This window comes from Allobosea sp. Root381, from assembly GCF_001429395.1.
Classification (GTDB): Bacteria; Pseudomonadota; Alphaproteobacteria; order Rhizobiales; family Beijerinckiaceae; genus Allobosea.
The window spans coordinates 65,108-91,140 of the sequence record NZ_LMJT01000002.1 but is presented as its reverse complement, the minus strand read 5'-3'; the positions used below and the strand labels follow the sequence as shown (position 1 = coordinate 91,140).

At 67.5% G+C, this 26,033-nt stretch carries 24 protein-coding genes; 9 read left to right on the top strand and 15 right to left on the bottom strand.

Going from position 1 to position 26,033, the window contains the following annotated elements:
* A complete protein-coding gene (locus tag ASE63_RS04030; protein ID WP_156410178.1) occupies window positions 1-900 on the bottom strand; it encodes an alpha/beta hydrolase in 900 nt (299 codons plus the stop codon).
* A 220-nt stretch (window positions 901-1,120) separates the two neighbouring features.
* Window positions 1,121-3,358 (bottom strand): transglycosylase SLT domain-containing protein, encoded by a 2,238-nt coding sequence (locus ASE63_RS28705; RefSeq protein WP_056796948.1) that lies wholly within the window; start codon window positions 3,356-3,358, stop codon window positions 1,121-1,123.
* 171 nt (window positions 3,359-3,529) lie between these two features.
* Between ASE63_RS28705 and dapA the strand changes: the two genes are divergently transcribed.
* The 3 genes from dapA (at window position 3,530) to ASE63_RS04010 (ending at window position 6,311) form a co-directional block, all read left to right on the top strand.
* Window positions 3,530-4,423, top strand: a complete 894-nt coding sequence (gene dapA / locus ASE63_RS04020; protein ID WP_056797108.1) for a 4-hydroxy-tetrahydrodipicolinate synthase — start codon at window positions 3,530-3,532, stop codon at window positions 4,421-4,423.
* Between the two features lie 149 nt (window positions 4,424-4,572).
* Window positions 4,573-5,049: an SsrA-binding protein SmpB gene (gene smpB, locus ASE63_RS04015; protein ID WP_056796944.1), complete on the top strand. Its 477-nt coding sequence runs from the start codon at window positions 4,573-4,575 to the stop codon at window positions 5,047-5,049.
* A 731-nt stretch (window positions 5,050-5,780) separates the two neighbouring features.
* Window positions 5,781-6,311 (top strand): dihydrofolate reductase family protein, encoded by a 531-nt coding sequence (locus ASE63_RS04010; RefSeq protein WP_056796941.1) that lies wholly within the window; start codon window positions 5,781-5,783, stop codon window positions 6,309-6,311.
* Window positions 6,312-6,320: 9 nt separating this feature from the next.
* Here the strand turns inward: ASE63_RS04010 and ASE63_RS04005 are convergent, their stop codons facing one another.
* From ASE63_RS04005 to lepB, 6 genes are all read right to left on the bottom strand, one after another.
* Window positions 6,321-6,947, bottom strand: coding sequence for an NYN domain-containing protein (locus ASE63_RS04005; protein ID WP_056796938.1), 627 nt, complete (start codon window positions 6,945-6,947; stop codon window positions 6,321-6,323).
* A 187-nt stretch (window positions 6,948-7,134) separates the two neighbouring features.
* Window positions 7,135-7,719 carry an orotate phosphoribosyltransferase gene (gene pyrE / locus ASE63_RS04000; RefSeq protein ID WP_056796935.1) on the bottom strand — a complete coding sequence of 195 codons (585 nt, stop codon included), beginning with the start codon at window positions 7,717-7,719 and terminating at the stop codon, window positions 7,135-7,137.
* Window positions 7,720-7,835: 116 nt separating this feature from the next.
* Entirely contained in the window at window positions 7,836-8,381 is a 546-nt protein-coding gene (locus ASE63_RS03995; protein WP_056796931.1) for a sugar O-acetyltransferase, read from the bottom strand.
* 26 nt (window positions 8,382-8,407) lie between these two features.
* Window positions 8,408-9,337: a GTPase Era gene (gene era / locus ASE63_RS03990; protein WP_056796928.1), complete on the bottom strand. Its 930-nt coding sequence runs from the start codon at window positions 9,335-9,337 to the stop codon at window positions 8,408-8,410.
* Window positions 9,330-10,061 carry a ribonuclease III gene (rnc, locus tag ASE63_RS03985; protein WP_056796926.1) on the bottom strand — a complete coding sequence of 244 codons (732 nt, stop codon included), beginning with the start codon at window positions 10,059-10,061 and terminating at the stop codon, window positions 9,330-9,332. The genes era and rnc overlap by 8 nt, the downstream gene beginning before the upstream one ends.
* A gap of 30 nt (window positions 10,062-10,091) precedes the next feature.
* The gene (lepB, locus tag ASE63_RS03980) at window positions 10,092-10,859 is read right to left on the bottom strand and encodes a signal peptidase I (RefSeq protein WP_056796925.1); all 768 of its coding nucleotides are present in this window, start codon (window positions 10,857-10,859) and stop codon (window positions 10,092-10,094) included.
* Between the two features lie 181 nt (window positions 10,860-11,040).
* On the opposite strand from lepB, the gene aqpZ reads away from it, so the two are divergent.
* On the top strand, window positions 11,041-11,766 hold the full coding sequence (aqpZ, locus tag ASE63_RS03975) for an aquaporin Z (RefSeq protein WP_056796922.1): 726 nt from the start codon (window positions 11,041-11,043) through the stop codon (window positions 11,764-11,766).
* A 12-nt stretch (window positions 11,767-11,778) separates the two neighbouring features.
* On the opposite strand, the gene ASE63_RS03970 is transcribed toward aqpZ, so the two are convergent.
* From ASE63_RS03970 to ASE63_RS03960, 3 genes are all read right to left on the bottom strand, one after another.
* On the bottom strand, window positions 11,779-12,837 hold the full coding sequence (locus tag ASE63_RS03970) for a DUF2332 family protein (protein ID WP_056796918.1): 1,059 nt from the start codon (window positions 12,835-12,837) through the stop codon (window positions 11,779-11,781).
* 199 nt (window positions 12,838-13,036) lie between these two features.
* On the bottom strand, window positions 13,037-13,438 hold the full coding sequence (acpS, locus tag ASE63_RS03965) for a holo-ACP synthase (RefSeq protein WP_056796916.1): 402 nt from the start codon (window positions 13,436-13,438) through the stop codon (window positions 13,037-13,039).
* Between the two features lie 9 nt (window positions 13,439-13,447).
* Complete coding sequence (locus ASE63_RS03960; protein ID WP_056796913.1) at window positions 13,448-14,197, bottom strand: pyridoxine 5'-phosphate synthase; 750 nt, start codon at window positions 14,195-14,197, stop codon at window positions 13,448-13,450.
* A gap of 173 nt (window positions 14,198-14,370) precedes the next feature.
* Between ASE63_RS03960 and ASE63_RS03955 the strand changes: the two genes are divergently transcribed.
* The 3 genes from ASE63_RS03955 (at window position 14,371) to ASE63_RS03945 (ending at window position 19,302) form a co-directional block, all read left to right on the top strand.
* Window positions 14,371-16,071, top strand: coding sequence for an ATP-binding protein (locus tag ASE63_RS03955; RefSeq protein ID WP_056796910.1), 1,701 nt, complete (start codon window positions 14,371-14,373; stop codon window positions 16,069-16,071).
* Between the two features lie 286 nt (window positions 16,072-16,357).
* Complete coding sequence (gene rpoZ, locus ASE63_RS03950; RefSeq protein ID WP_056796908.1) at window positions 16,358-16,750, top strand: DNA-directed RNA polymerase subunit omega; 393 nt, start codon at window positions 16,358-16,360, stop codon at window positions 16,748-16,750.
* A 332-nt stretch (window positions 16,751-17,082) separates the two neighbouring features.
* Window positions 17,083-19,302, top strand: coding sequence for a bifunctional (p)ppGpp synthetase/guanosine-3',5'-bis(diphosphate) 3'-pyrophosphohydrolase (locus tag ASE63_RS03945; protein ID WP_056796906.1), 2,220 nt, complete (start codon window positions 17,083-17,085; stop codon window positions 19,300-19,302).
* Between the two features lie 5 nt (window positions 19,303-19,307).
* On the opposite strand, the gene ASE63_RS03940 is transcribed toward ASE63_RS03945, so the two are convergent.
* Window positions 19,308-20,114 (bottom strand): hypothetical protein, encoded by an 807-nt coding sequence (locus ASE63_RS03940; protein ID WP_056796903.1) that lies wholly within the window; start codon window positions 20,112-20,114, stop codon window positions 19,308-19,310.
* 66 nt (window positions 20,115-20,180) lie between these two features.
* On the opposite strand from ASE63_RS03940, the gene recO reads away from it, so the two are divergent.
* Window positions 20,181-20,924 (top strand): DNA repair protein RecO, encoded by a 744-nt coding sequence (gene recO, locus ASE63_RS03935; RefSeq protein ID WP_056796900.1) that lies wholly within the window; start codon window positions 20,181-20,183, stop codon window positions 20,922-20,924.
* Here recO and ASE63_RS03930 read toward each other — a convergent pair.
* Window positions 20,831-21,622 carry a DUF1003 domain-containing protein gene (locus tag ASE63_RS03930; protein WP_082609643.1) on the bottom strand — a complete coding sequence of 264 codons (792 nt, stop codon included), beginning with the start codon at window positions 21,620-21,622 and terminating at the stop codon, window positions 20,831-20,833. The genes recO and ASE63_RS03930 overlap by 94 nt on opposite strands.
* A 216-nt stretch (window positions 21,623-21,838) precedes the next feature.
* Here ASE63_RS03930 and parC point away from each other — a divergent pair, with 216 nt between their 5' ends.
* Window positions 21,839-24,085, top strand: a complete 2,247-nt coding sequence (gene parC / locus ASE63_RS03925; RefSeq protein WP_056796897.1) for a DNA topoisomerase IV subunit A — start codon at window positions 21,839-21,841, stop codon at window positions 24,083-24,085.
* Between the two features lie 89 nt (window positions 24,086-24,174).
* Here parC and ASE63_RS03920 read toward each other — a convergent pair whose 3' ends face one another.
* Window positions 24,175-24,780 (bottom strand): hypothetical protein, encoded by a 606-nt coding sequence (locus tag ASE63_RS03920; protein ID WP_162261714.1) that lies wholly within the window; start codon window positions 24,778-24,780, stop codon window positions 24,175-24,177.
* Between the two features lie 110 nt (window positions 24,781-24,890).
* Window positions 24,891-25,883 carry a DUF2336 domain-containing protein gene (locus ASE63_RS03915; protein ID WP_056796892.1) on the bottom strand — a complete coding sequence of 331 codons (993 nt, stop codon included), beginning with the start codon at window positions 25,881-25,883 and terminating at the stop codon, window positions 24,891-24,893.
* Window positions 25,884-26,033 lie beyond the last annotated feature (150 nt).

The following is a 26,033-nucleotide window of genomic DNA, read 5'->3' as shown; positions in this document are numbered from 1 at the left end:
TCAGGCGGCGCGCCGCTCGGCCCGCGCGACGAGTCGGCCGATCCGGCGCACCATGTCCTTCGTCCCGAGCAGGGGCGCATGGCCCTGTCCGGGCGCGACGAAGGTTTCGCAATCCGGGTGCCGCTGGCCCATTTCGACCAGCGTCTTCTCGGCCATCAGGTCGGAATTGGCGCCGCGGATCGCCAGCACCGGCACGCCGTTCAGCCCGTCGAAATAGCTCCACAGCACCGGCAGCGGCACTTCCAGGTCGAGCTCCTCCAGTACCTTCATCAGGTTCGGGTCGTAGTCTGAGCGCATGCGGCCGTCGCGGTCGGTCCAGGTGCGGCGCGCCATCATCTCCCATTCGGCGTCGCCGAATTGCGGGAACTGCTGGTCGGAGAGGCGCTTCAGGATCTCGGCGCCTTCCGTGAAGCTGCGCGGCATCGGCAGCTTGCCGACATAGCCTCTGATCCGCAGAAGCCCGCGGGCATCGATCACCGGGCCGATATCGTTCATCACCACGCCCTTGATGACGCCCGGCCGCGCCGCGCCCATCGCCATGGTCAAAAGCCCGCCGCGCGAGGTGCCGACGAAGACCGCGCCCTCGATGCCGGCGGCGACCAGCAGCTGCATCAGGTCGTCGAGCTCGATCCGGATGTCGTAGTTCTTCCAGTCGCGGTCGTATTCGGAGAGGCCGCGCCCGCGATAATCGACGGCGAGCACGCGCCGGGGCTTCGCCTCGTCTTTGGCGAGCGCGAGCGCGAGTTCATGGAAATCGGCCGCCGTGCGGGCGAAGCCCGGCAAGCAGACCACCGGCAGCGCCGTGGCGGCGAGGGGGCCGTAATCGCGCGCATGCAGCTTCAACCCGTCGCGGGCGCTGATGAAGAGCGGGCTGAAGCCGGTGTCCGAATGCGTCGTCAAATCCATAGCCCTCGAGAGACCGGCATGAAATTCGAGCCCTCATCCTGGGGAGCCGCCGAAGGCGGCGTCTCGAAGGATGCTCCAGATGTCACCTGAGCGTCCTGGAGCATCTTTCGAGACGCCATTCCAGCGGAATGGCTCCTCAGGATGAGGGCTGAGCGAGCCTCCGGCCGGCTCGCCGAGGACGAAGGCTCCGCGAGGCGGGCGAGTTCGGAACGATCTAATCCTGCCGGCCGCCGCGCTTCAAGTCGTGGTCGATCAGATAGGCGGTGCGTTGGTTCAGCCGGTGACGGTAGACCTGCAGGTTCTCCATCACCCGCTGCACATAGTTGCGCGTCTCGTAGAAGGGGATGCGCTCGATCCAGTCGACCGCGTCGACCTCGGGCTTGCGCGGATCACCATAGGCGTCGATCCACTTCTTCACGTTGCCGGAGCCGGCATTGTAGGCGGCGAAGGTCAGGATGTAGGAGCCGCGCCAGTCCTTCAGCAGGTCGTTGAGATGGGCTGCGCCCATCTGGGCGGAATAGAGCGCATCCTGCCCCAGCCGCGGCCAGTCGAAGGGCAGGTTGGCGCGCCGCGCCGTCTCGCGGGCGGTCGCAGGCATCATCTGCATCAGCCCGCGCGCCCCGGCATGCGAGACAGCGGTCGGGTTGAAGGCGCTCTCCTGCCGGGCGATGGCGTGGACGATGGCGCGCTCCATCGGGTCTCCCAGCACGGGGAAGTCCGGCACGCCGCTGGTCGGGAAGGCCGCCATGTCGAGCGGGAAACCGCGCTGCAGGGACATCTTGCCGAGCGCCAGAAGGGTGCGCGTATCGTCCTCGCGCTGGCCGATGGCGGCGAGCGCCTCAAGCGCCTCGGTGCTCTCCAGGCGCTGGCTGAGGTCGAGCAGCAGCTGCGCCCCGAGCTCGCGCTCGCCGATCCGGTAGAGCGCGTGCACGCCCTGATAGCCCGGCAGATGCATCAGCGAGGCCGGTTCCGCCCGCCGCAGCGGCAGGTCCGGCAGGCCGAGCCGCGCCCGCGCCAGCTGGCCGTAATAGGCGATCGGGTGCTCGGCCGCCCGCTCGAAGGCTGCCCTGGCCTTGTCGGCCCGGCCGATGGCCTCCCAGGCGCGGCCCTCCCAATAGGCGCCGCGCGTGACCGAGATCGGCGTCTCGGCGATGCTGGCGGCCTCGCGGAAATGCTCCAGTGCGAGGCCGGGCTGGTCGCGGAAGCGCAGCGCGATGAAGCCGGCATGCCATTCGGCGTCGATGCGCGCCGCCGCGTCCTCGGCGCCATGGCCGGCGGCGACCTGATAGGCGGTGGCGGCATCGCCGTCGTCGAGGAGCTGGCGGACGATCACCCGCCGCTCGGTCCACCATTCGTCGCCGTCGCCGAGCAATCCGGGGTCGCGCGGCACGTCGGCCAGCGTCTTGGCGGCTTCCTCCGGATTGCCGGCGCGCCTGGCCTGCTGCGCCAGCAGGAAGGAATAGGAGTGGTCGCTACGCAGCGAGACCGGCACGGCGGTGATCAGCTTGGCCGCGATTGGCTGGCGCGACTTGGCGCTGGCGAGCCGGGCCTTGGCGAGCACGACGTAATCGGCCGAGACGCGGGCGGCGTTACGCAGCGCCGCTGTCGCGCTTTCGGCGAAGATCAGGCGCTCGGTACGCAGGCGATGGTCGGTACGCGTCAGGGCATCGCCGAAAGCGTCGAGGGCGAGCTTCTCGAGCGCCGGGCTGAAATTGTCCTGCCGCCAGCTCTGGCGGATCAGGGTTGCGGCCTCCTGCGCCTTACCGCCCGCCTTGAGAGCGAGCGCGAGCGCAATCCGCCCGGCCGGGGTGACCGGGGCCTCGCTCTGGAAAAAGGCGCGGACCGCGGCCGGTGCCTTCTTCTCGGCGATCAGTCGCGCCTCGGCGCGGCGCCGGACGATTCCCGTCGCCGGATAGTCGGGATGGTTGCGCAGGAAGGCCTCTAACCGCGCGAACGGGATCGGGCCGGCCCCGGTGCGCAGCGCGGCCCATTCCAGCAGCGCCTTGGCGGCAGGATCGTCGCTTTCCGCCGCGATCGCGTCCCCCTCCGCGAGCGCGCCGCGCCGATAGGCGCCGATCGCCGCCTTGATGCGCTCGAGCCGGACGGCATCTTCCAGCGGATTGATGGGGGCGGGAGGAGCGGGAGGAGGGGAGGTTATCGACGCGGTGATCTCTGGCGCCGTGGTTGCAGAGGCAGGCGTCTCGGGAGCAAGCGTCTCGGGAGCAAGCGTCGCGGGAGCAGGCCCCTCGGGGGCCGGCGCCTCGGGCGTGGGCGTCTCAGGGGCGGGCGTTTCAGGGGTGGTCTTGGCCGCACTGGGCGCGACGGTCGGCGTTGCGACGCTGGCCTGCTGCACGGGGCCCAGGACTTCCTCGGCCGAGCGCGCGGGCAGGGCGGCGAGCAGCAGCGGCACGGCGAGACGGATCAGCCGGAGGCAGGCTGCGGGCATGGCCATGGCGTTGGTCTCCACGGTCTGATGTCAGCCTGCGATGCTCGCCAAGGCCGGTTTAAGAAGGCTTAACTACGAGCCGATGCATTTAAATCGGCTGCCGGCTTTGCCTGCGGATGGGGACGGTTTATGTGTGACACCCCGAAAATGGCCTTTTCGCGTCAGGACCGCACTCTCATGACCAAGCATCCAGCCTTCTCCGGTTCGCTCCCCGCTCTGGTGACGCCGTTCAAAGCTGGCAAAATCGACGAGGACGCGCTGCGCGCCCTGGTCGACTGGCAGATCGAGAGCGGCTCGAAGGGCCTGGTTCCGGTCGGCACCACCGGCGAGAGCCCGACGCTCTCCCATGACGAGCACAAGCGCGTGGTCGAGATCGTCGTCGCGCAGGCGAAGGGCAGGGTGCCGGTCATCGCCGGCGCCGGCTCGAACAGCACCAATGAGGCGATCGATCTCGCGATCCATGCCGAGAAGGCAGGTGCCGACGCCCTGCTGGTGGTGACGCCCTATTACAACAAGCCGACCCAGGAGGGCATGTACCAGCACTTCAAGGCGGTGAACGATGCGGTCGGCTTGCCCATCATCATCTACAACATCCCACCGCGTTCGGTCGTCGACATGTCGGTCGAGACCATGGCGCGGCTCTACGAGCTGAAGAACATCGCCGGGGTCAAGGACGCGACCGCCAATCTCGCCCGCGTCTCGCAGCAGCGCCACGCCATGGGGCCGGATTTTATCCAGCTTTCGGGCGAGGACATGACCGCGCTGGCCTATATGGCGGCGGGCGGCCATGGCTGCATCTCGGTCGTCGCTAATGTCGCTCCGCAGCTTTGCGCGGAGCTGATGACGGCGGTGCAGAAGGGTGACTATGCGGGTGCGCTGAAGGTCCAGGACCGGCTCGTGCCCCTGCACGACGCGGTGTTCAAGGAGCCCGGCCTCGCCGGCGCCAAGCATGGCCTCGGCCTGCTTGGCCGCATCGAGGAGGAGGTGCGCCTGCCGCTGCTGCCGGTCACCCCCGCCACCGGCAAGGTCATTCGCGAGGCGATGGTTTTCGCCGGCCTGCTGAATGCCTAGATAGTAAAGGCGCAGGCGGGACCCGGCGGCCGAAAGGGCGCCGGGATTCGCCGAAAAGCGAAATTCAATCAGCGGCTTGAGAACCGATCCGGAATCGGGACCTCAGGTCGCGCCTCACTGACCATTGCGCCCCGGCGCAGCCGGAAACCATGAAAAAGCCCGATCCCGACCGCTACAAGCTCGCCGCCGACAACCGCAAGGCGCGCTACAATTACGAGATCACCGAGACGCTCGAGGCCGGCATCGCGCTGCAGGGCACCGAGATCAAGTCTCTGCGCGGCGGCAAGGCGACGATCGGGGAGAGCTATGCCGGCCCGATGGGCGACGAACTCTTCCTGTTCAACGCGCATATCCCGGAATATCTCGAGGCCAATCGCTTCAATCACAACGTCAAGCGTCCGCGGAAGCTGCTGCTGCATCGCCGCCAGATCAACAAGCTGATGGGGGCGATCCAGCGCGACGGCTACACGGTGATCCCGCTGAAGGTCTACTTCAACGAGAAGGGCCGGGCCAAGGTCGAGCTCGGCCTCGGACGCGGCAAGAAGCTCCACGACAAGCGCGAGACTGAGAAGAACCGCGACTGGAACCGCGACAAGGCCCGCATCATGAAGTCGGGCGGAGCCTGAGGCGCGACAGCTTTTCCCTACTGCTCCCGCGGGAAAAGGTGGGAGCGCGCAGCGTTTTGGGCAAAAGGCGCGGGAAACCCCTCTCCCGGATGGGAGAGGGGCAGGGGTGAGGGACCGCCGCCGGCGATCGAAGCGCGACGGAGCCGTTGAGCCCTCTATCGCAACGGCAGGCCCTCATCCGGCGCTCCGCGCCACCTTCTCCCATCCGGGAGAAGGGAAGAGGCGTCGCGGTTCCGTCGAAAACTTATCCCCGCCCTCCTAACCCCTGCCTATTCTCCCCTCGCTCCGCCCGACCAAGGGGGCTGTCGCGAGGCATCGTGCGGCCGGGCGGGGTTTGCGGGTTTCGTCGTCCTCGGCCGTTGCGGGCGCGAGGATGGCGGAGGCGCAGATCGCCATCGCGCAGGTGAGTCAGGCTGCGCGACCCGGGGCGCGGATAACCAGAAGGCGATCTGGCGGCATCAAAGACCTGCGTGCGGGGCGGGGCGGCGGCCTTTGACGCTGCTTCGACACAGACATCGACATCGACATCGGCACGCAGCCGTCGACTGCGACGCCATCTCGCCCCGCGCATCCCCTCGGATACGCTCAAGGCCGGAAAACCCCGCGGCCTCAGGCCGGACGGGGCTTTCGGTGCGGAAGGAACGTCATTGGCGACCCTGCCTGCCCTCGCTTCCGTGCAGCCATTGCAGAGTCTAATCTGAGGCGAGTGGCAGGGATGGAGGCTCGGCGGTTTGGCAAAGCTCGTCTTCGGAATGAATCTGTCGCTCGACGGTTATGTCGATCATATGGAGTTTGCGCCGGGCCCCGCGCTCTTTCGACACTGGATCGAGCATGTGCGCGGCCTCGCCGGCAGCATCTACGGCCGGCACATCTATGAGCTCATGCGCTACTGGGACGAGGACGATCCCGCCTGGGATGCCGAGCGGCGCGAGTTCGCGCTGGCATGGCGCCGCCAGCCGAAATGGGTCGTCTCGCGCTCGCTGGACGCGGTCGGCCACAACGCCACGCTCGTCGCGGATGATGTCGAGGGCGTGGTGCGTGGATTGAGGGCAGAACTCGAGGGGGAAATCGCCATCGCAGGGCCGCGGCTGGCGCAATCTCTGGCCGAGCTCGGCCTGATCGACGAGTACCGGCTGTACTTCCACCCCGTCGTTCTCGGGCGCGGAACGCCCTTCTTCGCCGGCCCGCGGCCGCCGCTCCGCCATGTCGCGAGCGATCCTGTCGGCGAGGGCGTCGTCAGGCTGACCTATGTCCCGGCCTGATCGGCTGCCTCAGCCTTCGACCGTCTCGTCGCCCTGGCGGATGCCGTAGCGCCGTTCCAGTGCGGGATTGCCCGGCGTCCCCGGAGCTCCCGGGCCGCGGGCCTGCCGCTCGGCGGGGTCGCGCCCGATCTTCTGCATCAGCTGGGCGAGATCGACGAACTCGTCGCATTGGCGGCGCAGTTCGTCGGAGACCATCGGCGGGTTGGTCGAGATCGTCGAGACGACGCAGACCTTGACGCCCTTGCGTTGCACGGCCTCGACCAGCGGCCGGAAATCGCCATCGCCGGAGAACAGGTAGATCTGGTCGAGATGGGGGGCGAGCTCGAGCATCTCGATCGCGAGCTCGATGTCCATGTTGCCCTTCACCCGCCGGCGTCCGGTCGCGTCGGTGAATTCCTTCGCGGCCTTGGTGATGACGCGGTAGCCGTTGTAGTCGAGCCAGTCGACCAGCGGGCGGATCGAGGAGTATTCCTCGCTCTCGACCAAAGTGGTGAAATAGAAGGCCCGGATCAGGTTGCCGTGCCCCTGGAACTCGCGCAGCAGCCGGCGGTAGTCCATGTCGAAGCCGAGCTGCTTGGAGGTCGCATAAAGATTGGCGCCGTCAATGAAAAGCGCGATGCGCGGGTCGGCCGCCATGGCAAATACTCCGAAAATAAAACGCCTTGAATCGATAGAATGATCAGATAACGCGGGCGAAGCATGGCCGGATCCGGCTTTGCGCTCACAATTCTTCGCGAGCGGAGGCCCGCTCGCTCTACGGTGCCGTCATTCCGGGCTCGTCGCCGACGCGAAGCTCCGGAATGACGCGGGGCCGTCTCGGCCGTCAGGCGCTCAGGCCGCGGCTTCCCGGCTTGATCGCGGGAATGGCTGCGAGCTCGGGTGGCAGGTCGTCGGCCGCATAATCCGGCACGTCGTACTGCATCAGGCTGACGAGCTCCATGCCGAGTTCGGCCCGGCCGGCGGAACGATCGATCAGGCAGGCCGCGCCGAGGATGGTGCCGGGCTCAGCCTTCACGGAATCACGGCATTCGCGCAGCGAAAGCCCCGTCGTGATGATGTCCTCGACGATGACGCAGCGCGCGCCGGCGGGCAGCGTGAAGCCGCGGCGCAGCTTGAAGCTGCCGCCCTCGCGCTCGACGAAGACCGCCTTGGCGCCGAGATGGCGGGCCGTCTCGTAGCCCGGCACGATGCCGCCGACCGCCGGCGAGACGACATAGTCGATCTTGCCGAAGCGGGCTTCGATCTTGGCGGCGAGGGCCTTGCACAGCCGCTCCGTCCGCACCGGGTCCTGGAAGACGAACATCTTCTGCAGGAAGACGGCGCTGCGCCGGCCCGAGGACAGGATGAAATGCCCTTCGAGCAGCGCGCCAGCATCGCGGAATTCGGAAAGGACCTCGTTGTCTGTCATGGGCGCGCCTCGCAATTGTCACGGAACCGCGGGCGTGTTTGCTGCCAATCGGCGGCTCTGGCAAGGCCTTGGGGACGGCAAGGCGGATTGCTCAACAGGCGCGAGCCGTCCGGCGGTCAGCCGCGCAGGCGGGCCGGGTTTCCGACGGCGGTCCTTCCGGCCGGGACATCGCGCGTGACCACGCTGCCGGCACCGATGATCGCATCGTCCCCGATGGTGACGCCCGGCAGGATCATCGCTCCGCCGCCGATCCAGACATTGCGGCCGATCGTGACGGGCCGCCCGAACTCCAGCATCTGCGCCCGCTCGGCCGGGTCGCGCGGATGGTCGGCGGTCAGGATCTGGACACCCGGGCCGATCTGCGTGAAGTCGCCGATCGTCACCTGCACCACATCGAGGATGACGCAGTTGAAATTCAGGAAGACGCCGTCGCCGAGGCTGATGTTGTAGCCGTAGTCGCAATGGAAGGGCGGGCGGATGTTCACGTCCCGACCGACCTGGCGGAAGATCTCGCGCATCAGCGGCAGCCGCTGCTCCGGCGCAGCGGTCGTCGCGTTGTAGCGTTCCATCCAGATGCCGATGCGGCGATTATCGGCGATGAGCTCCGGGCTGTCGGCGCGATAGAGCTCGCCGGCCAGCATCTTGTCTTTCTCGGTCCGCATCGTCTCGAACCTCCCGGTCGCGCGCTTCAGCCCTTGGGGAACTCCAGCCCCATCTCGCGATAGCGCTCCGGATCGTCGCTCCAGTTCTCGCGCACCTTCACGAAAAGGAAGAGGTGCACCTTCGCCTCGGCGGCGTCCGCGATCTCGACACGGGCCTTCTGCCCGATCGCCTTGATCGTCTGCCCGCCTTCGCCGAGCACGATCTTGCGCTGGCCTTCGCGCTCCACATAGATCGTCTGCTCGATCCGGACCGAACCGTCCGGCCGCTGCTGCCAGCTCTCGGTCTCGACGGTCGAGCGATAGGGCAGCTCGTCATGGAGCCGCTCGAAGATTTTTTCGCGCGTGATTTCGGCTGCCAGGAAGCGCAGCGGCGCGTCCGAGATCTGGTCTTCCGGGTAGAGCCAGGGACCCAGTGGCAGGCGGGTTTCCAGCCAGGTCATGATGTCCTTGACGCCGTAGCCGGTCAGCGCCGCGATCATGAAGGTCTGCTCGAAATTCCCCTGCGCGTTCACCTTGGTGGTGATATCGAGCAGCTTCTCCTTCGCGACCGTGTCGATCTTGTTGAGGATCAGGAACTTCGGCTGCTTCAGCTCGGAGAGCTTCTCGAGCAGGCGGGCGTTCTCCTCGTTGTCGAAGCGCTCGACATCGATCAGCACGCCGATCAGGTCGGCATCTGTGGCGCCGCCCCAGGCGCTCGTCACCATGGCGCGGTCGAGCCGGCGCTTCGGCGCGAAGATGCCGGGCGTGTCGACGAAGATCACCTGCGCCGCGCCCGACAGCGCGATGCCGCGCACCTGGGTGCGCGTGGTCTGGACCTTGCGCGAGACGATCGACACCTTGGCGCCGACGAGCTGGTTGAGCAGCGTCGACTTGCCGGCATTGGGCGCGCCGATCAGCGCGACGAAGCCGCAGCGCGTGGGCGCGAGCGCATCCGCGCCCTTCTCGGCCTCAGCCATGGTCGCCCTCCATCGTTTCGCTCCACAGGCCTTCGCGCCGCAGGAAGGCTTCGGCCGCGGCCTGTTCGGCCAGCCGCTTCGAGGTGCCCTGCGCCTCGGCGTCGGCGAGGCCGTTGATGCGTGCGGCGACCCGGAAGACCGGCGCATGGTCCGGTCCCGAGCGGCCGCGCTCGCTATAGGTCGGTGTCTGGTAGCCCTGGCCCTGGGCCCATTCCTGCAGGGCTGTCTTGGCGTCGCGCAGCGGCCGGACCGGCTTCAGCATGCGCTCGCCGAAGGCGCGCTCGATCAGGGCGCGGGCGGCCGGATAGCCGCCGTCGATGAACACTGCACCGATGATCGCCTCGCAGGCATCGGCCAGGATCGCCTTGTTCTTGCGCGCGCCGCCGAGGATCTCGCCTTCGCCGAGCCGCATGAAGGAGCCGAGATTCCAGGCGATCGCCACCTCCGCGCAGGTCTCCTTGCGCACGAGATCGGCCAGGCGCCGCGAGAGGTCGCCTTCCTCGGCCTGGGGATAGCGCTCGAACAGCATGTCGGCGACGCTCAGGCCCAGCACGCGGTCGCCGAGGAATTCCAGCCGCTGGTAGCTCTGCAGCCGCGACCCCTCGGCGCTCATATGGGTGAGGGCGGTCGCGAGCAGGCTCTGGTCGGTGAAGACATGCCCCAGCGTCGCTTGCAGGCGGGAGGTCTCCGGCGCCTTGCGCCCGTTGTCGCCAGCCTTGCTCACTTGCGGATCTTGCTCACTTGCAGATCTTGCTCACTTGATCGCGCTGAAAAGACGGTTCCAGCGAACCGTCCAGGGCCATTCCCAGATCTTCCAGGCCGAGGCGCCGTCCTCGATCGAGAAGAAGATGATCTCGGCCCGGCCGACGAAATTCTCGAACGGCACGAAGCCGACGCTGCGGTCGCGCGAATCCAGCGAGTTGTCGCGGTTGTCGCCCATCATGAAGAAATGGCCGGCCGGCACGGTGAAGACCGGGGTGTTGTCGAAGCTGCCGGTGTCGCCCTCGCGCTCGATGATCTCGTGCGAGGTGCCGTTGGGCAGCGTCTCGCGGTAGCGGATGGCGGGGGCGCTGCGGCCCCAGCTGTCGGTGGTGACGAAATCGGCGATGCGCTCGCGCTTCACCGGCTGGTTGTTGATGTGCAGGACGCCGTCGATCATCTGGATGCGCTCGCCCGGCAGGCCAATGACGCGCTTGATGTAGTCGGTCGAGTTGTCGGTCGGCAGCTTGAACACGGCGATATCGCCGCGCTTCGGCTCGGCCGCCCAGACGCGGCCGGAGAACAGCGGCGGGCTGAACGGGATCGAGTGCTTCGAATAGCCGTAGGTGTACTTCGAGACGAAGAGGTAGTCGCCGATCAGCAGCGTCGGGATCAGCGAGCCCGAGGGGATATTGAAGGGCTGGAACAGCAGGGTGCGGATCACCAGCGCGATCAGCAGCGCCTGGACGACGACCTTGATCGTCTCGACGATCCCCCCCTCGTCCTTGCTGGCCTTGTTGTTGGTCTCGACGTCGTTGGCCACGCGGGCGCTCCTGGGACAATGGTCCAGCGCGCGGTCTAGCGGAATGTTGCCGGGCATACAACGTGGTGCGAGCGCCCCTGCGCCCCCGGACGCGTAGCGGCCGGATCACCGGCAAGTTGCGGCAATTGACCACGCCCCGGTCGAGGCGCACGATTGACCCTTGGTAACCAGGGGGACGATCATGAATGGCAAGAAATACGTAGCGGAGGCGGTCGGCACCTTCTGGCTGACCTTCGCGGGCTGCGGCAGCGCGGTCATTGCAGCCGGTTTCCCGGATGTCGGAATCGGCCTGCTCGGCGTCTCGCTCGCCTTCGGTCTCACGGTCGTGACGATGGCCTATGCCATCGGCCATATCTCGGGCTGCCATCTCAACCCGGCCGTGACCGTCGGCCTGGCGGCGGGTGGACGTTTTCCGTCCTCGCAGATCCTGCCCTACATCGTGGCGCAGGTCATCGGTGCGGTCGTAGCGGCCGGCGTGCTCTATCTCATCGCCAGTGGCGCGCCCGGCTTCGACCTTGCCAAGGGCTTCGCCTCGAACGGCTATGGCGATCACTCGCCCGGCAAGTACAGCCTCTTCGCCGGCTTCCTTACCGAAGTCGTGATGACGATGATGTTCCTCTTCATCATCATGGGCGCGACCCACGGCAAGGCGCCGGCCGGCTTCGCTCCGCTGGCGATCGGGCTGGGTCTCTGCCTGATCCACCTCGTCAGCATTCCGGTGACCAACACCTCGGTCAATCCGGCGCGCAGCACGGGGCCGGCGCTCTTCGTCGGCGGCTGGGCACTGAACCAGCTCTGGCTGTTCTGGATCGCGCCCGTGATCGGCGGCGCGCTCGGCGGCATCGTCTATCGCTGGCTCAGCGAGGAGCCGCGCGGCTCCATCGTCGGGACCGCACCGGCCGAGTGAGACGTCTGGGCGTCAGCGCCATTCGACCCAGCGGCCGTGAAAATCGGCGCGCGCGACTTCGCGCTCGCCGCCATCCGGCCAGAGCGTCAGGGTGAGGGCGGCGCTGCCGGACTGGCCGTCCGCCTCCATTCGGAGCCAGGCGAGCGGTGCCTCGCGCGTGGCCGCCGCGCCGGCCTGTGCCATGGCCTCGCTGATGCGACGCTGGACCGGCTGCGGCAGGTATTGCCACATGATCGTGTGCATCAGCAGCCGCGCGCTGCCCTTCGGCTGCTGCTGGCTGAGCCGGGCCTCGACCCAGTCCGCGGCATCGGCCTGCTCCACCCGCCAGGGTTTCGCGGCTGATGCGTCGAAGGCCGCTTCCGTCGTGGCGATGCGGTCGCTTTGGTCCGGCCAGATATAGGACATCACGCGCCCGCGATGCTCGGGGTTGCCGGGGTCGAGCGGGTTGAGGTCGCAGGCCCGGCGCGCCGCGATCGATAGCGGCGCATCGAGCGGCGGCAGCGGGCCGCGCCACGCGCTGCGAATTGTGACCGGGGCGTTCGGAGCGCCCCAGACGCTGCCCCCGAGCTCATAGGCGTAGCCGTCGAAGCCGAGATTGAGTCCGGCGCTGGCTCCGATCTCGAGAAGGTCGAGCGCCAGTCCGGTTTCGCGCGCGACCATTAGCGCGCCGCCGAGCAGCGCCGAGCAACGCTTGACCTCGTTGGTCTGCGGCGCGCTGTCGAGATAGGCGGTCAGGAAGGCGTCATCGGCGGCGAGCGCGGCCAGCACGCCGCTCCAGAGTGCGTCAGCCGAGGGCTCGACGGGCGGATAGACGGCCGTCAGCGCCGGGACGCGCCCGGACCGCGCCAGCGCGTTGAAGGCTCCGGCGCAGCGCAGGGGCAGCGCATCGGCGCGCTGATCGCCGGACCAGTCCAGCACGCGCCGGCCGAAGGCGGAACCACGGTCGAGGCGTTCAGACATCGTCTCGCAGAACAGCGCCGTGAAGGGCGAGCCGAGCAGGCGGCAGGACGAGGCCTGGCTCAAAAAGCCGGCGCGGATCGCGGCTTCCTGAGGTGGGAGGGAATGCGCCATGCCATATGCCCCTTTATGCAGCTTTCAACTCGTCTTGAGCCCTCATCCTGAGGAAGCCCGAAGGGGGCTGTCTCGAAGGATGCTCCAGCCGTCTCCGGAGCCTCCTGGACCCATCCTTCGAGACGCAGCCTCCGCTGCTCCTCAGGATGAGGGCTGAGGGAATTTCCGGCCAACCTGCCGGGCACAAGGTCTCCACCGATCAGGAGACCGCCCGCGCCTCGATCACGACGAAGGCCTGCGCCATCGGCGGGTCGTCGGTCATCGAGACATGCACCACGGCCTCGAAGCCCGGCGGCGTCATTTCCTTCAGCCGCTCGGCCGCGCCGCCCGTCAGCCGCATGGTCGGGCGGCCGCTCGGCAGGTTGACCACCTCCATGTCGCGCCAGAACACGCCGGCGCGAAGCCCCGTGCCGAGCGCCTTGGAGCAGGCCTCCTTCGCCGCGAAACGCCGCGCATAGGAAGCCGCCCGCGTCGCGCGTCGGTCGGATTTGATGCGTTCGCCTTCGGTGAAGACGCGGTGGGTGAAGCGCTCGCCGAACCGCTCCAGCGAGTTCGCGATGCGGTCGATGTCGCAGAGGTCGGAGCCGATGCCGAGGATCATGCCTCTGATCTAAGCGCCCGCGCGGCCCTCGTCCATCGCCTGCCGCATTCGCGCGATGGTCGCGTCGAGGCCGATGAAGATCGCCTCGCCGACCAGGAAATGGCCGATATTGAACTCGACGAATTCCGGTACGGCCGCGAGCAATCGGGCGGTGTCGTAGTCGAGCCCGTGGCCGGCATGGACCTCGAGCCCCAGCGAGACGCCAAGCGCTGCGCCCTCGGCGAGACGCCTGAACTCGGCCTGCGCCTTGTCATGCTCCCCGGCGAGGAAGGCCTCGCACCACGTGCCGGTGTGCAGTTCCACTACCGGCGCGCCAAGCTTCGCCGCCATCCGGATCGGCGCGGCGTCGGCCTCGATGAACAACGAGACCCGGCAGCCAGCCGTTGCGAGCCGCGCGATCACCGGCGCCAGCGCCGCTTCCTGGCCGACCACGTCGAGTCCGCCCTCGGTGGTGCGCTCCTCGCGCTTCTCGGGCACGAGGCAGGCCGCATGCGGCTTCAGCCGCTCGGCCAGCATCAGCATCTCCTCGGTCGAGGCCATCTCGAAATTCAGCGGCTTCGTCAGTTCGGTCGCGAGGCGCTCCACGTCGCCGTCGCGGATATGGCGGCGGTCTTCGCGCAGATGTGCCGTGATGCCGTCGGCACCGGCCGCGATGGCGAGATGGGCGGCCCGCACCGGGCAGGGCAGGGAGCCGCCGCGGGCGTTCCGCACCGTCGCGACATGGTCGATGTTCACACCCAGTCGCAGCCGGCCAGCCATGGATCAATTCTCCCCGAACCCATCCCGTGGATAGACGAAAATCCCGCATCGGCTCAAGGCACGGATTGTCATGGGCGAGGTCACGATTCGTGATGGCCGCGCGCATAAGGCAATCGTAACCGGCTCCGCCCTAGTCTTCTTGCCGCGAAGCCAGAAACGAGAAGCGGGGCGCAGTGGTGCAGCTTGCTGTGAACGCAGGGACGGCGGCGGGCGAGGCGGTGCCCGAGCGGCGCGACCGCAGCCAGGATCCGGAACGCTCGCTGGGGCGGGTCATCGCCTGCGACGGGTCGCGCGCGACGATCGCGAGCGCGGTCGCCGGCGCCGGCCGGCTCGGCCCCGACTCCTGGACCGTCGGCCGGATGATCTCGATCAATCTCGGCCGCACCCGCATCGTCGGGCTGGTCTACGAGATCAACGCCGCCGATCGGATCTGGAACGAGGCAGCCGACAACGTCATCCATATCGATGTCGAGCTGCTCGGCGAGGTGACCGAGGGCGAGGGCGGGCGCAGCCATTTCCAGAGCGGCATCTCGACCTATCCGCCGATCGGCACCATCGCACACCGCATCCGGGCGGGTGATCTCGCCCTCGTGCATGACCTCGGCGACCGCAAGGGCGTCGCCATCGGCACCCTGTCGCAGGATGCCGCCATTCCGGCGACGATCTGCATCGACGACATGCTGGCGCGCCATTTCGCCCTGCTCGGCACCACCGGCGTCGGCAAGTCGAGCGCGGTCTCGCTGCTGCTGCGCCGGGCCATCGTCGCCCGCCCGCGGCTGCGTGTGCTGATCCTCGATCCGCATAACGAATATGCCTCGGCCTTTCCCGACCGCGCCTTGTCGATCGATTCGGAAGGGCTCGACCTGCCGTTCTGGATGTTCCGGCTGGAGGAGTTCGCCGAGGTCGTCTTCCGTGGGCGGGCGGCCTTCGAGGAGGAGGGCGACATCCTGCGCGAGGTCGTCGCGGCCGCTCGCGAGCGTTACCGCGCCGGCGGTCAGCAGAACCCGATGCGCGAACTCGGCTCCAGCCTGCTGAAGCGCCCGCTCGACATGAGCATCGGCCGCCGGGCGGAAAGCGGCGGCGCCACCGACATGCCGACGCCCTACCGGATCAAGGACGTGCTCGCCATCATCGACGAGCTGGTCGGCCTGCACGAGCTGCGCTGGCCCCGCGCCGCGCTGCGTTCGCTCAAGGTGCGCATCGAGACGCTGCACGACGATCCGCGCTACCAGTTCATGTTCGCCCGCGCCAACATGATGGAGACGATGACGCCGGTGCTGGCGCAGATCTTCCGCATCCCGCATCACGGCCGGCCGATCACGGTCTTCCAGCTCGGCGGGCTGCCGTCGGAGGTGGTCGATGCGGTCGCTTCCGTATTGGCGCGGCTCGCCTTCGATCTCGCCATGTCGAGTCAGGGCACCTACGAGATCCTGCTGCTCTGCGAGGAGGCGCATCGCTACGTGCCGGCCGACCGGACGCTCGGCTTCCTGCCGACCCGCCAGGCCATCGCCCGCATCGCCAAGGAGGGCCGCAAATACGGCGCCTATCTCGGCGTGGTGACGCAGCGCCCGGGCGAGCTCGACCCGACGATCCTGTCGCAATGCTCGACGATCTTCGCCATGCGGCTCGCCAACGACGTCGACCAGCAGATCATCCGGGCGGCGATCTCCGACGCCTCGGCCAGCACGCTGAAATTCCTGTCCTCGGTCGGCAATCGCGAGGCGATCGCGTTCGGCCAGGGCGTCGCGACGACGATGCGCATGCGCTTCGCCGAGCTCGCCCCGCACGAGCTGCCGGCGATGGACGTCGCGGTCGGCGTCGAAGGGCGCCGCGAGCCCGGCCTCGAAGACATGGTCCGCCGCATGCGCGGGTGACGTGATAGGCGACGACGAAGAGCTTTTGAAGCCAAGGTAAAGGCGGGTGGTTTCCTGACGCGGGTCATCCCGGGCGACCGAAGGGAGGCCCGGGATCCATGCCCGACCGTTCCGGAATGGATTCCGGCTCTCCACTTCGCTACGGCCGCGATGACGATTCGGGGTCATCGACTCCATTCGCAGCGCCTCCGAAGCTGCACGCTAATTCTTGCATCACGCCCGCATTCGCTGTATGGCCCGCATTCAACATCTTCCCTGCATCGCCGAGATCAGAAGGAGCCGCCCCATGGCTCGCGTCACCGTTGAGGACTGCATCGACAAGGTCGACAACCGCTTTGAGCTGGTTCTGCTTGCCAGCCATCGCGCGCGGATGATCCAGTCGGGCTCGTCCATCCTCGTCGCCCGCGACAACGACAAGAACCCCGTCGTCGCGCTGCGCGAGATCGCCGACGAGAAGCTCAAGCCCGAGGATCTCAAGGAAGACCTGATCCACTCGCTGCAGAAGCATGTCGAGGTCGACGAGCCGGAGGCCGAGACCGTGCCGCTGCTCGCTGCCCCCGGCCAGAGCGCTTCGACCCCCGATTCGGAGGTCCAGTTCGACCGCATGAGCGAAGAGGATCTGCTGCGCGGCCTCGACGGCCTCGTGCCGCCGACCGAGAGCGCCGACGACGAGGACTGAGCCTCCACGCTCTCTTCACCAGTTCTGTTAAAGCCCGGCACAGCCGGGCTTTTTCATGCCCGCTCCGCGTAAATTCGCCTTGCTGCCGCTTCGTGCCGCGCCAATATTGAAAGCGCTCGGGATGGAGCGTTGCGCGAAAGGGCGGTTTTCGGCCTTTCGCAGGGCGATGCGGCGGGCTTTCGATTTAACCAAGAGCATTGCGCGAAAAAGTGGGAACCGGTTTTTCGCAGAAGCAATGCTTTAAACTCTTAGAATCGATCATGTTTTCCGCATTCGGACGAAAGCCGTCCGAATGCGACGTGATCTAAGGCGTGACAGGGGCCCGCATGGGTATGATGCGGCAATACGAACTCGTCGACCGGGTTCGCAGCTATAATCCGAATACCGACGAGGACCTGCTCAACCGGGCCTATGTCTATGCCATGCGCGCCCATGGCACGCAGAAGCGCGCCTCCGGCGACCTGTTCTTCGCCCATCCGCTCGAAGTCGCGGCCCTCCTGACCGACCTCAAGCTCGACGACGCCACGATCGTGGCAGCCGTCCTGCACGATACCGTCGAGGACACCGAGGCGACGCTCGAGGAGATCGAGAACCTGTTCGGGCCGGATATCCGGCGCCTGGTCGACGGTCTCACCAAGATCAAGAAGCTCGACCTCGTCTCCAAGAAGGCGGCGCAGGGCGAAAACTTCCGCAAGCTCCTGCTCGCCATCGTCGACGATGTCCGCGTGCTGCTGGTGAAGCTGGCCGACCGCCTGCACAACATGCGCACGCTGCATTTCATGGCGCCCGAGAAGCGCCTGCGCATCGCCGAGGAGACGGCGGAGATCTATGCGCCGCTCGCCGGCCGCATGGGCATGCAGGAACTGCGCGAGGAACTGGAAGAACTCGCCTTCCGCCACATCAAGCCTGAGGCGCACGCCACCGTCACCAAACGGCTGGAAGAGGTCACCGAGCGCGAAGGCTCCGTCATTGGCGCGATCGAAAAGGATTTGAAGGACAAGCTCGCCGCGAGCGGCATCCATGCCGAGGTCTTCGGTCGCCGCAAGCGGCCTTATTCGATCTGGAAGAAGATGGAGCGCAAATCCATCTCGTTCGAGCAGCTCTCCGACATCTTCGGCTTCCGCGTCATCCTCGACACGCCGGAGGATTGCTACCGCGTGCTCGGCATCGTCCACATGACCTGGCCGATGGTTCCCGGCCGCTACAAGGACTACATCTCGACGCCGAAGCAGAACGACTACCGCTCGATCCATACGACCGTGGTCGGGCCGGGCCACAGCCGCGTCGAGCTGCAGATCCGCACCGACACCATGGACCGCATTGCCGAATTCGGCATCGCCGCCCACGCCCATTACAAGGACGGCCGCACCACCGAGCTTGCGCAATACGCTGATGAAAGCCGGGCCTATCAGTGGCTGCGCCGCACCGTCGACCTGCTGGCCGAAGGCGACAGCCCGGAGGAATTCCTCGAGCACACCAAGCTCGAACTCTTCCACGATCAGGTCTTCTGCTTCACGCCGAAGGGCCGGCTCATCGCCCTGCCGCGCGGCGCGACGCCGATCGACTTCGCCTATGCGATCCACACCAATGTCGGCAACAGCGCCGTCGGCGCCAAGATCAACGGCCGAATCGCGCCGCTGCTGACCGAACTCACCAATGGCGACGAGGTCGAGATCACCCGCGCCGAGGGGCAGACGCCGCCGGCCGCCTGGGAATCGCTCGTCGTCACCGGCAAGGCCCGCGCCGCGATCCGGCGTGCGACGCGCGCCGCCGTCCGCCGCCAATATTCCGGGCTTGGTCGCCAGATCCTCGAGCGCGCCTTCAGCCGCGCCGAGCGCCCCTTCTCGGACGAGAAGCTGAAGGCGGCGCTGAAGCGGCTGGCCCGTACCACCGTCGACGACGTGCTGGCTGCGGTCGGCCGCGGCGAGATGTATTCGGGCGACGTCGTCAAGGCGGTCTATCCCGATCTCGAACCCGAGAAGCGCGCTGCGCAGGAGCAGAGATCCGGTCCCGCCCCGGCTGGCGAAGGCAAGGGCTGGTTCGAGCTGCGCCAGGGCGAGAACCTCAAGTTCAAGCTGCCGGGCGAGGATCCGGGTACCGACGCGATCCCGATCCGCGGCCTCGGCGGCGACCTGCCGGTGCGCTTTGCCCCCAATGGCGGCGCGGTGCCGGGGGACCGTATCGTCGGCATCCTGACGCCGGGCGAGGGCGTGACGATCTATCCGATCCAGTCCTCCGCGCTCGCCGCCTTCGACAACGAGCCGGAGCGCTGGCTCGACGTGCGCTGGGACCTCGATGTCAGGACGCCGCAGCGCTTCCCGGCGCGCATTTCGCTCCACTCGATCAACGAGCCCGGCTCGCTGGCCCAGATCACCACGACGATCGCCGAGCATGACGGCAACATCGACGCGGTCGCGATGCACCGCCCCAATCCCGACTTCACCAACATGACCATCGACCTGACGGTCTGGGACCTGAAGCATCTCAGCGCGATCATCAGCGAATTGCGCGAGAAGCGGGTGATAAGCCGGGTGGAGCGGGTGGTGGGGTAGGCCGCTCAGCCGGCCTTGTCGCGATACTCGTAGACGATCGGTTCCTCGCCGTCGGAGCCCTGCAGATGGCAATGTCCGCCGGTGCGGCCCTGTCGCTCGGCGCCGCGATAGCAGGCATCGAGCGCCTTGAAGCGTCGTCGCTCCCACTCGCCCTTGCGGTGCTCTTCCTCCCAGCGCTGCGCGATGCGCGCCCATTGCGCTTCGTCATAGCCGCAGACCGCCACGGCGCTGCCCATCTCGCAGCTTGGCTTCTCCAGCGGCTGGCCATATCCCCCGACCGCGCCGACGAGGGCTCGCGCGATGAAGTGGTCGGTGTCGCCCCGCGCCACCTGGATCGTCTGGTCGCCGACGTCGTGCAGGCCGACGAACCCGAACGCCATCGCCGGTCCCAGGCCAGTAGCGGAATCGATGCCGCCGACGGTGAGGAGACGGGTGCCGACCGCCGCGGCGTCGCCCGCCTCGGGCACCGGGCGGAACCGGAACATGTAGCGGCGCTCGCCCCGGGGATAGAGAAACTGGACGTGGACGGCCTGGCCGGTGATCGTGGTGGTCAGCCGCTTGCCGTCATCAGCGATCGGCGCCAGTCCTTCAGGCGGCTGCAAAGTCCGGTTCTCAGCCTCCCTGATCTCCCGCCAGCGTTCCTCGGAAACCGGAAGCGGGTGGATGAAGACCACGCCGCCCTTCGCCAGCATGTCGCCGCCGACGAAGATCGTCAGGTCGGACTGGATGTTCTGGGTGCCGGCCTCCGAGCATGCGGCCAGCGTGAGCGACGCGGCGGCGATGGTGATTCTGACGAAGGCAGGCACAGGCATGCGGTTACCTTAGCCCGAAGCGGCGTGGCGCTGGAACCGCGCCCTGCGACGCGATAAGCCCGAGCGATGGAATGGCGCGACGAGGGTTTTGTTATCGGCGCCCGGCCTCAGGGCGAGAGCGCCGTGGTGCTGGAGGTGATGACGCGCGCGCATGGGCGCCACCTCGGTCTCGTTCGCGGTGGTCGCTCGTTGCGGAGCCAGCCGGTGCTGCAGCCGGGGAATCTGGTCGCCGTGCACTGGAACGCCCGGTTGGAAGAGCATCTGGGCGCGTTTCGCATCGAACTGCTCGCCTCCCATGCCGCGCGGCTGATCGCCTCGCCCTTCGCGCTCTACGGCTTGGCAACCGTTTCGGCCCTGCTGCGGCTGCTGCCGGAGCGCGACCCGCATCCCGGCCTGCATGAGGCGTTTGCCGTGCTGATCGAGCATATCGACGAGCCTGCGCTGGCGCCGGCACTGGTGATACGCTTCGAGGTCGCGATGCTGGGCGAGCTCGGCTTCGGGCTCGATCTCACCCGCTGCGCGGTCACCGGCTCGCCCGACGAACTGACCCATGTCTCGCCGAAATCCGGCAAGGCGGTGGGCCGTAAGGCGGCCGAGCCCTGGCGCGACCGGCTATTGGCGCTGCCGCCCTTCCTGAGCGAGGGGCAGGGCGCGCGCCGGCCGACCGCGGCCGATCTCCTCGCCGGCTTCGCGCTGACCGGCCATTTCCTGCGCCGTCACGTCTTCGAGCCGCGCGGACTGTCCGAACCCTCGGAGCGGGCCCGGCTGGTCGAGTTGGCGGCCCGCGCGACGCCGTCGGAAGAGGCCTGAGCGCTGCGCAGCTCCTGCAACAGCTCGATCTGAACCTCCTGGATTTCGGCCAGCCGCTGCCATTGCCGGTTGACGAGGTGGTCCATCTTCTCGTGCAGGTGCCGGATCTCGAGCTCCGCCTTGAGGTTCACCTGATAGTCGTTGCGGGAGCGGGCTCGGTCCTTCGCCTCCTGCCGCTGCTGGCTCATCATGATCACCGGCGCCTGGACGGCGGCGAGGCAGGAGAGGGCGAGGTTCAGCAGGATGAAGGGGTAGGGGTCGAAGCCGGTAGCGCCGATCTGGTTGATCGTCATCCAGACGACGATGATCAGGCCGAAGGAGATCAGGAAGGCCCAGCTGCCGCCGAAGGTCGCAACATGGTCGGCGAGCCGCTGTCCGAAGGTTCGCTCCCGGTCCATCTCGTCGTCGGTGTTGCTGGTGATCAGCTCCGAGCGGGCGAGGCTCTCCGCCACCTCGCGGTCGAGCGCGCCGAGCTCGCCGCGCTCGCTCTGGAGCAGCGCGTTGACATAGCGCAGGCGGTACTGGGCGATCTGGTCGAGCGCGACGAGGGCGTGCGGCGGAAGCTCGGGATGGTCCTGCCGGATCGCGTCCGCCAGCGCCGGGCGCAGAGCATCGAGGTGCACCAGCTCGCGCCGGGGCAGGGGCTTTCCGGTCAGGGCGCAGACGCCGTGATCGGTGCTGTGGTCATGGCCCGTCATGCCGCTCTCCCTCCCGACCGCGCGCCGGGCGATCGCGCGCCTGAACCTCGCCCGCCATCTTCCGGTGCACGGAGCCGGAAAGTGGTATGCAGTTTTCAGGCGAATCCGATGCCCAAACAAGGGGATAGATCGGTACATTACGGGCGTTGGTCTAGCCCGGCGATTCGCGGCGTGCGATAGAGGCGCGGCAGCAATCGCAGCAGAGGTGAGCGAGCCATGGGAAAGCCGGTCGATCCGCCGCCGGAGGACGAATCCGAGCGCATCGACCTGAAGTCGGCGCTCGAGGAGCGCTACCTCGCCTATGCGCTGTCCACCATCATGCATCGCGCCCTGCCGGATGCGCGCGACGGGCTGAAGCCCGTCCACCGCCGCATCCTCCATGCGATGCGGCTGCTCAGGCTCGATCCGGGCCAGGTTCACAAGAAATGCGCCCGCATCGTCGGCGACGTCATCGGCAAGTTCCACCCGCATGGCGACCAGTCGGTCTACGACGCGCTGGTGCGGCTCGCGCAGGATTTCGCCCAACGCTATCCGCTCGTCGACGGGCAGGGCAATTTCGGCAATATCGACGGCGATAACGCGGCCGCCTACCGCTACACCGAAGCGCGCATGACCGAGGTCGCGCGCCTCTTGCTCGACGGCATCGACGAGGACGCGGTCGATTTCCGCGAGACCTATAATGGCGAGGACGAGGAGCCGATCGTGCTCCCGGCCGCCTTCCCGAACCTGCTCGCCAACGGCTCGCAGGGCATCGCGGTCGGCATGGCGACCTCGATCCCCCCGCACAACGCGGCCGAACTCTGCGACGCGGCGCTCTACCTGATCCAGCACCCGGAGACGCCCTCCGAGCAGCTGATGACCTTCGTCCAGGGCCCGGATTTCCCGACCGGCGGCATTATCGTCGAGAGCCGGGCCTCGATGGCCGAGACCTACCGCACCGGCCGCGGCGCCTTCCGCACCCGCGCGCGCTGGGCCGCGGAGGATCTCGGGCGCGGCACCTGGCAGGTCGTCGTCACCGAAATCCCCTACATGGTCCAGAAGGGGCGGCTGATCGAGAAGATCGCCGAACTCCTCAACGAGAAGAAGTTGCCGCTGGTCGCCGACATCCGCGACGAGTCGGCCGAGGACATCCGCATCGTCATCGAGCCGCGCGCCCGCAACGTCGACCCGGCGCTGATGATGGAGTCGCTGTTCCGGCTGACCGAGCTGGAATCGCGCATCTCGATGAACATGAACGTGCTGACCGGCGGCCTCGTGCCGCGCGTGCTCGGCCTGAACGAGGCGCTTCGCGCCTGGCTCGATCATCGCCGCGAGGTGCTTCTGCGCCGCTCGCGCTTCCGGCTCGGCCAGATCGAGAAGCGGCTCGAGATCCTGCGCGGCCTGCTGATCGTCTATCTCTACCTCGATCGCGTCATCAAGATCATCCGCGAGGAGGACGAGCCGAAGATCGAGCTGATGCGCGTCTTCGAGCTGAGCGAGATCCAGGCCAACGCCATCCTCGACACCCGCCTGCGCGCGCTGCGCAAGCTCGAGGAGATGCAGCTCAAGACCGAGCTCGACGAGCTGACCACGGAAAAGGGCCAGATCGAGGAACTGCTGGCGTCCGAACCGGTGCAGTGGAAGCTGATCCAGCACGACATCCGCGAGGTGAAGAAGCTCTTCGGCCCCGATACCGCGATCGGCAAGCGTCGCACCGGCTTCGCCGACATGCCCGACACCACCGATATCGACCTGACGCAGGCGATGGTCGAGCGCGAGCCGGTCACGGTGGTCATTTCGAAGAAGGGCTGGATCAGGGCGCTCAAGGGCCATGTCCAGGACCAGTCCTCGCTGACCTTCAAGGGCGACGACTCGCTGAAGACGGCGTTCTTCACCGAGACCACCGCCAAGGTCCTGGTGCTGGCCTCGAACGGCAAGGTCTTCACGCTGGAGGCTTCGAAGCTCCCGGGCGGCCGCGGCTTCGGCGATCCGATCCGGCTGATGATCGAGCTGGAGGAGACCTCCGAGATCGTCTCGGCCTTCGCCTACAAGCCCGGCAGCAAGCTGCTGATGGTGACGAGCGACGGGCGCGGCTTCGTCGCACCGAGCGACGATGTTGTCGCCAACACCCGCAAGGGCCGCCAGGTGCTGAACGTGACGGCCCCGGTCGAGGCCTTGCTGGCGGCGCCGGCCGAGGGCGACCACGTCGCGATCATCGGCCAGAACCGCAAGCTCAATTGCTTCCCGATCTCGGAAGTGGCCGAGATGGGCCGCGGCAAGGGCGTGCGCCTGCAGCGCTACAAGGACGGCAGCGTCTCCGACGCCAAGACCTTCAAGCTCGCCGACGGCCTGACCTGGCTCGATACCTCCGGCCGCACCTGGACGGTCGCCCAGGGCGAACTGATGGAGTGGCTCGGCCATCGCGGCGAAGCCGGCCGCCTGCCGCCCAAGGGCTTCCCGAAGAACAACAGGTTCGGCGGGTAGGGCGCGGAGCTCTTCCAGGAAATATCTTGGTTTATCAGAAGTTTATACGCGGTTGCGGAATCAGTTCCGCAGCCGCTTGAATCAGGCTCTCAGCGGATCGGCTCGCCGGCGAAGCCGACTTCCATCCCGAGCGTCAGATTGTTGGTCACCGCCCATTCGACGCCCGCCCGCGCTTCTGGGCGGACACGGATGTCGCTGCGCGAGAACGGGCGCGACCAGGGCGAGGCACCGAAGCGCCAGGTTTCGTTGGCCGCGACCATGCCGACCTTGCCATAGACCAGCACGTCCGGCGTCACGAGCACGCCGGCCTTGATCTGGAAGGCGCCGGCGAAGTCGCGCGTATAGGCCATCTGACCGAAGCCCGGCGTGCCGTAGCCGCCCATGCCGGGCGCATATTCGAGCGCGCCGACGACGCCATAGACGAAGTTGCCCTCCTGGCGCATCGTCCCGGCCTCCAGCCCGAAGGTCGGGCCGGCGCTGGTACGCATGTTCCTGGAGCTGGATACCTGGAAGCCCGTGGAGATCCGGGCATAGGAGCCTTCCCACTTGACCCCGCCGGGCGAAAGCGTCGGCTCGGCCCAGGCGAAGGAAGGCAGTGTCCCGAAGCCGGTGAAGGGCAGGAAGGCCTGGGCGCGCGCGTCGCCGGCATACAGAGTAGCCGCGCAGAGAGCACCGGAAAGAAGCGGGAATCTCACGTCGATAGCCATCCTCATCGCGGGCGCGTGCCGATCAAGCACGTGCCGCCGTCGCCGCCAGCCTAGCATCAGGGCGAGCGAATGTCGCGGATTTGTGGCGGGTCGGGTCCTCAGGCGAGCCTGGACTTGACCTTAAGGAAGCGCATCGTGCGCTCTGCCATGGCCGGGTCGAGCGCCGCGTAGTTGCGCAGATCGTCCTTGGTGGCCTCCTTGGCGAAGAGCATGCGCCTGGCGCGCAGCGTCAGCACGGCCTCGAAGGCAGCGCTGCCGATGCCGAGCGCCCGGCAGGCCACGGCGATGCCGCTGGCGTCGCGCTGCATCAGCACCCGCAGCGCCTGGTCCGTGCCGAGATCGGCCGCCTGCGCGATGACCTGCGCCAGATGGAAGGCGCGGTCCTCTTCGGCAAGCATCGTGACGATCTCGTCCAGCTCCCGTGTCCCGGCGGCGAGCTCCGCCAGGAGCAGCTTGACCTCCAGCCGCTGATGGCGCGCCTGCCGGGCCAGCGTCACGGCCTCGCTGCCGGCCTTGGACCAGAGCCCGCCCTCGTCGCTGAGCTGCTCGACGATGCGCATCACGCGCTCCGCCCGGGCCGGTGTCAGATCGGCGCGTGCCGAGAGCGCGAGGCCGATGCCACTGTCGTTTCCGCCCCGCTCGATCAGCCGGTCGAAGCCCTTTTCGGACAGGGTGGCGCCGTCATTGGCGCTGACAGTGTGCAGGACCTCGCGATCGCCGCGCTCGACCAGAATATCCGTGACGATCTCGGACAGCCGCGCGCGCTCCGCGATGGCCGCGAGATGGCGTTGCGACTGGCTGACCGCGATGGCTGCGAGATCGGTGTCGGTGAGCACCGGCGAGAGCTTAAGAACGAGCCGTGCGACATCGGAGTCGGCGTCCGAGGCCAGGCTGACGGCGACTTCGCGCGGCAGCGCCGGCGTGGTCGCGACCCGGTCGGCATAGTCCTTGCGGTCGGCTGCCTCGAGATTGGGCAGGGAACGCAGCGCGATATCGCCGTAATGCGCCTGCGACGCATCGCTCGGCGCTTCGTCGAGCAGGAACAGGTCGGTGACGGCGTTGAGAAGCTGCCGGCGCGAATCCGACGACATATCCGCAGGCATCCGGGTCAAAGAGCTGAACATCAGGCGTTCCAGGCGGTTGGGCACAGCGGTAGGGGATGGGGCTTGCCCGGGCCTTGATGGTGCGGATGCTCTCCGAAACCGATCGTCAGGCGCATGGCGTTGTGGTGTCTGGGCGCA

Bases quoted from the DNA above. Each gene is read 5' to 3' on its own strand.
- ASE63_RS03970 (WP_056796918.1), bottom strand. From the start codon at position 12,837: ATGGCGCATTCCCTCCCACCTCAGGAAGCCGCGATCCGCGCCGGCTTT.
- pyrE (WP_056796935.1), bottom strand. From the start codon at position 7,719: ATGACAGACAACGAGGTCCTTTCCGAATTCCGCGATGCTGGCGCGCTG.
- ASE63_RS04005 (WP_056796938.1), bottom strand. From the start codon at position 6,947: ATGGCGGCCGACCCGCGCATCGCGCTTTTCATTGACGGCGCCAATCTT.
- acpS (WP_056796916.1), bottom strand. From the start codon at position 13,438: ATGATCCTCGGCATCGGCTCCGACCTCTGCGACATCGACCGCATCGCG.
- smpB (WP_056796944.1), top strand. From the start codon at position 4,573: ATGAAAAAGCCCGATCCCGACCGCTACAAGCTCGCCGCCGACAACCGC.
- recO (WP_056796900.1), top strand. From the start codon at position 20,181: ATGGAATGGCGCGACGAGGGTTTTGTTATCGGCGCCCGGCCTCAGGGC.
- ASE63_RS03995 (WP_056796931.1), bottom strand. From the start codon at position 8,381: ATGCGGACCGAGAAAGACAAGATGCTGGCCGGCGAGCTCTATCGCGCC.
- ASE63_RS28705 (WP_056796948.1), bottom strand. From the start codon at position 3,358: ATGGCCATGCCCGCAGCCTGCCTCCGGCTGATCCGTCTCGCCGTGCCG.
- ASE63_RS03940 (WP_056796903.1), bottom strand. From the start codon at position 20,114: ATGCCTGTGCCTGCCTTCGTCAGAATCACCATCGCCGCCGCGTCGCTC.
- rpoZ (WP_056796908.1), top strand. From the start codon at position 16,358: ATGGCTCGCGTCACCGTTGAGGACTGCATCGACAAGGTCGACAACCGC.
- era (WP_056796928.1), bottom strand. From the start codon at position 9,337: ATGGCTGAGGCCGAGAAGGGCGCGGATGCGCTCGCGCCCACGCGCTGC.
- ASE63_RS03945 (WP_056796906.1), top strand. From the start codon at position 17,083: ATGATGCGGCAATACGAACTCGTCGACCGGGTTCGCAGCTATAATCCG.
- ASE63_RS03960 (WP_056796913.1), bottom strand. From the start codon at position 14,197: ATGGCTGGCCGGCTGCGACTGGGTGTGAACATCGACCATGTCGCGACG.
- ASE63_RS03915 (WP_056796892.1), bottom strand. From the start codon at position 25,883: ATGTCGTCGGATTCGCGCCGGCAGCTTCTCAACGCCGTCACCGACCTG.
- dapA (WP_056797108.1), top strand. From the start codon at position 3,530: ATGACCAAGCATCCAGCCTTCTCCGGTTCGCTCCCCGCTCTGGTGACG.
- aqpZ (WP_056796922.1), top strand. From the start codon at position 11,041: ATGAATGGCAAGAAATACGTAGCGGAGGCGGTCGGCACCTTCTGGCTG.
- parC (WP_056796897.1), top strand. From the start codon at position 21,839: ATGGGAAAGCCGGTCGATCCGCCGCCGGAGGACGAATCCGAGCGCATC.
- ASE63_RS03930 (WP_082609643.1), bottom strand. From the start codon at position 21,622: ATGACGGGCCATGACCACAGCACCGATCACGGCGTCTGCGCCCTGACC.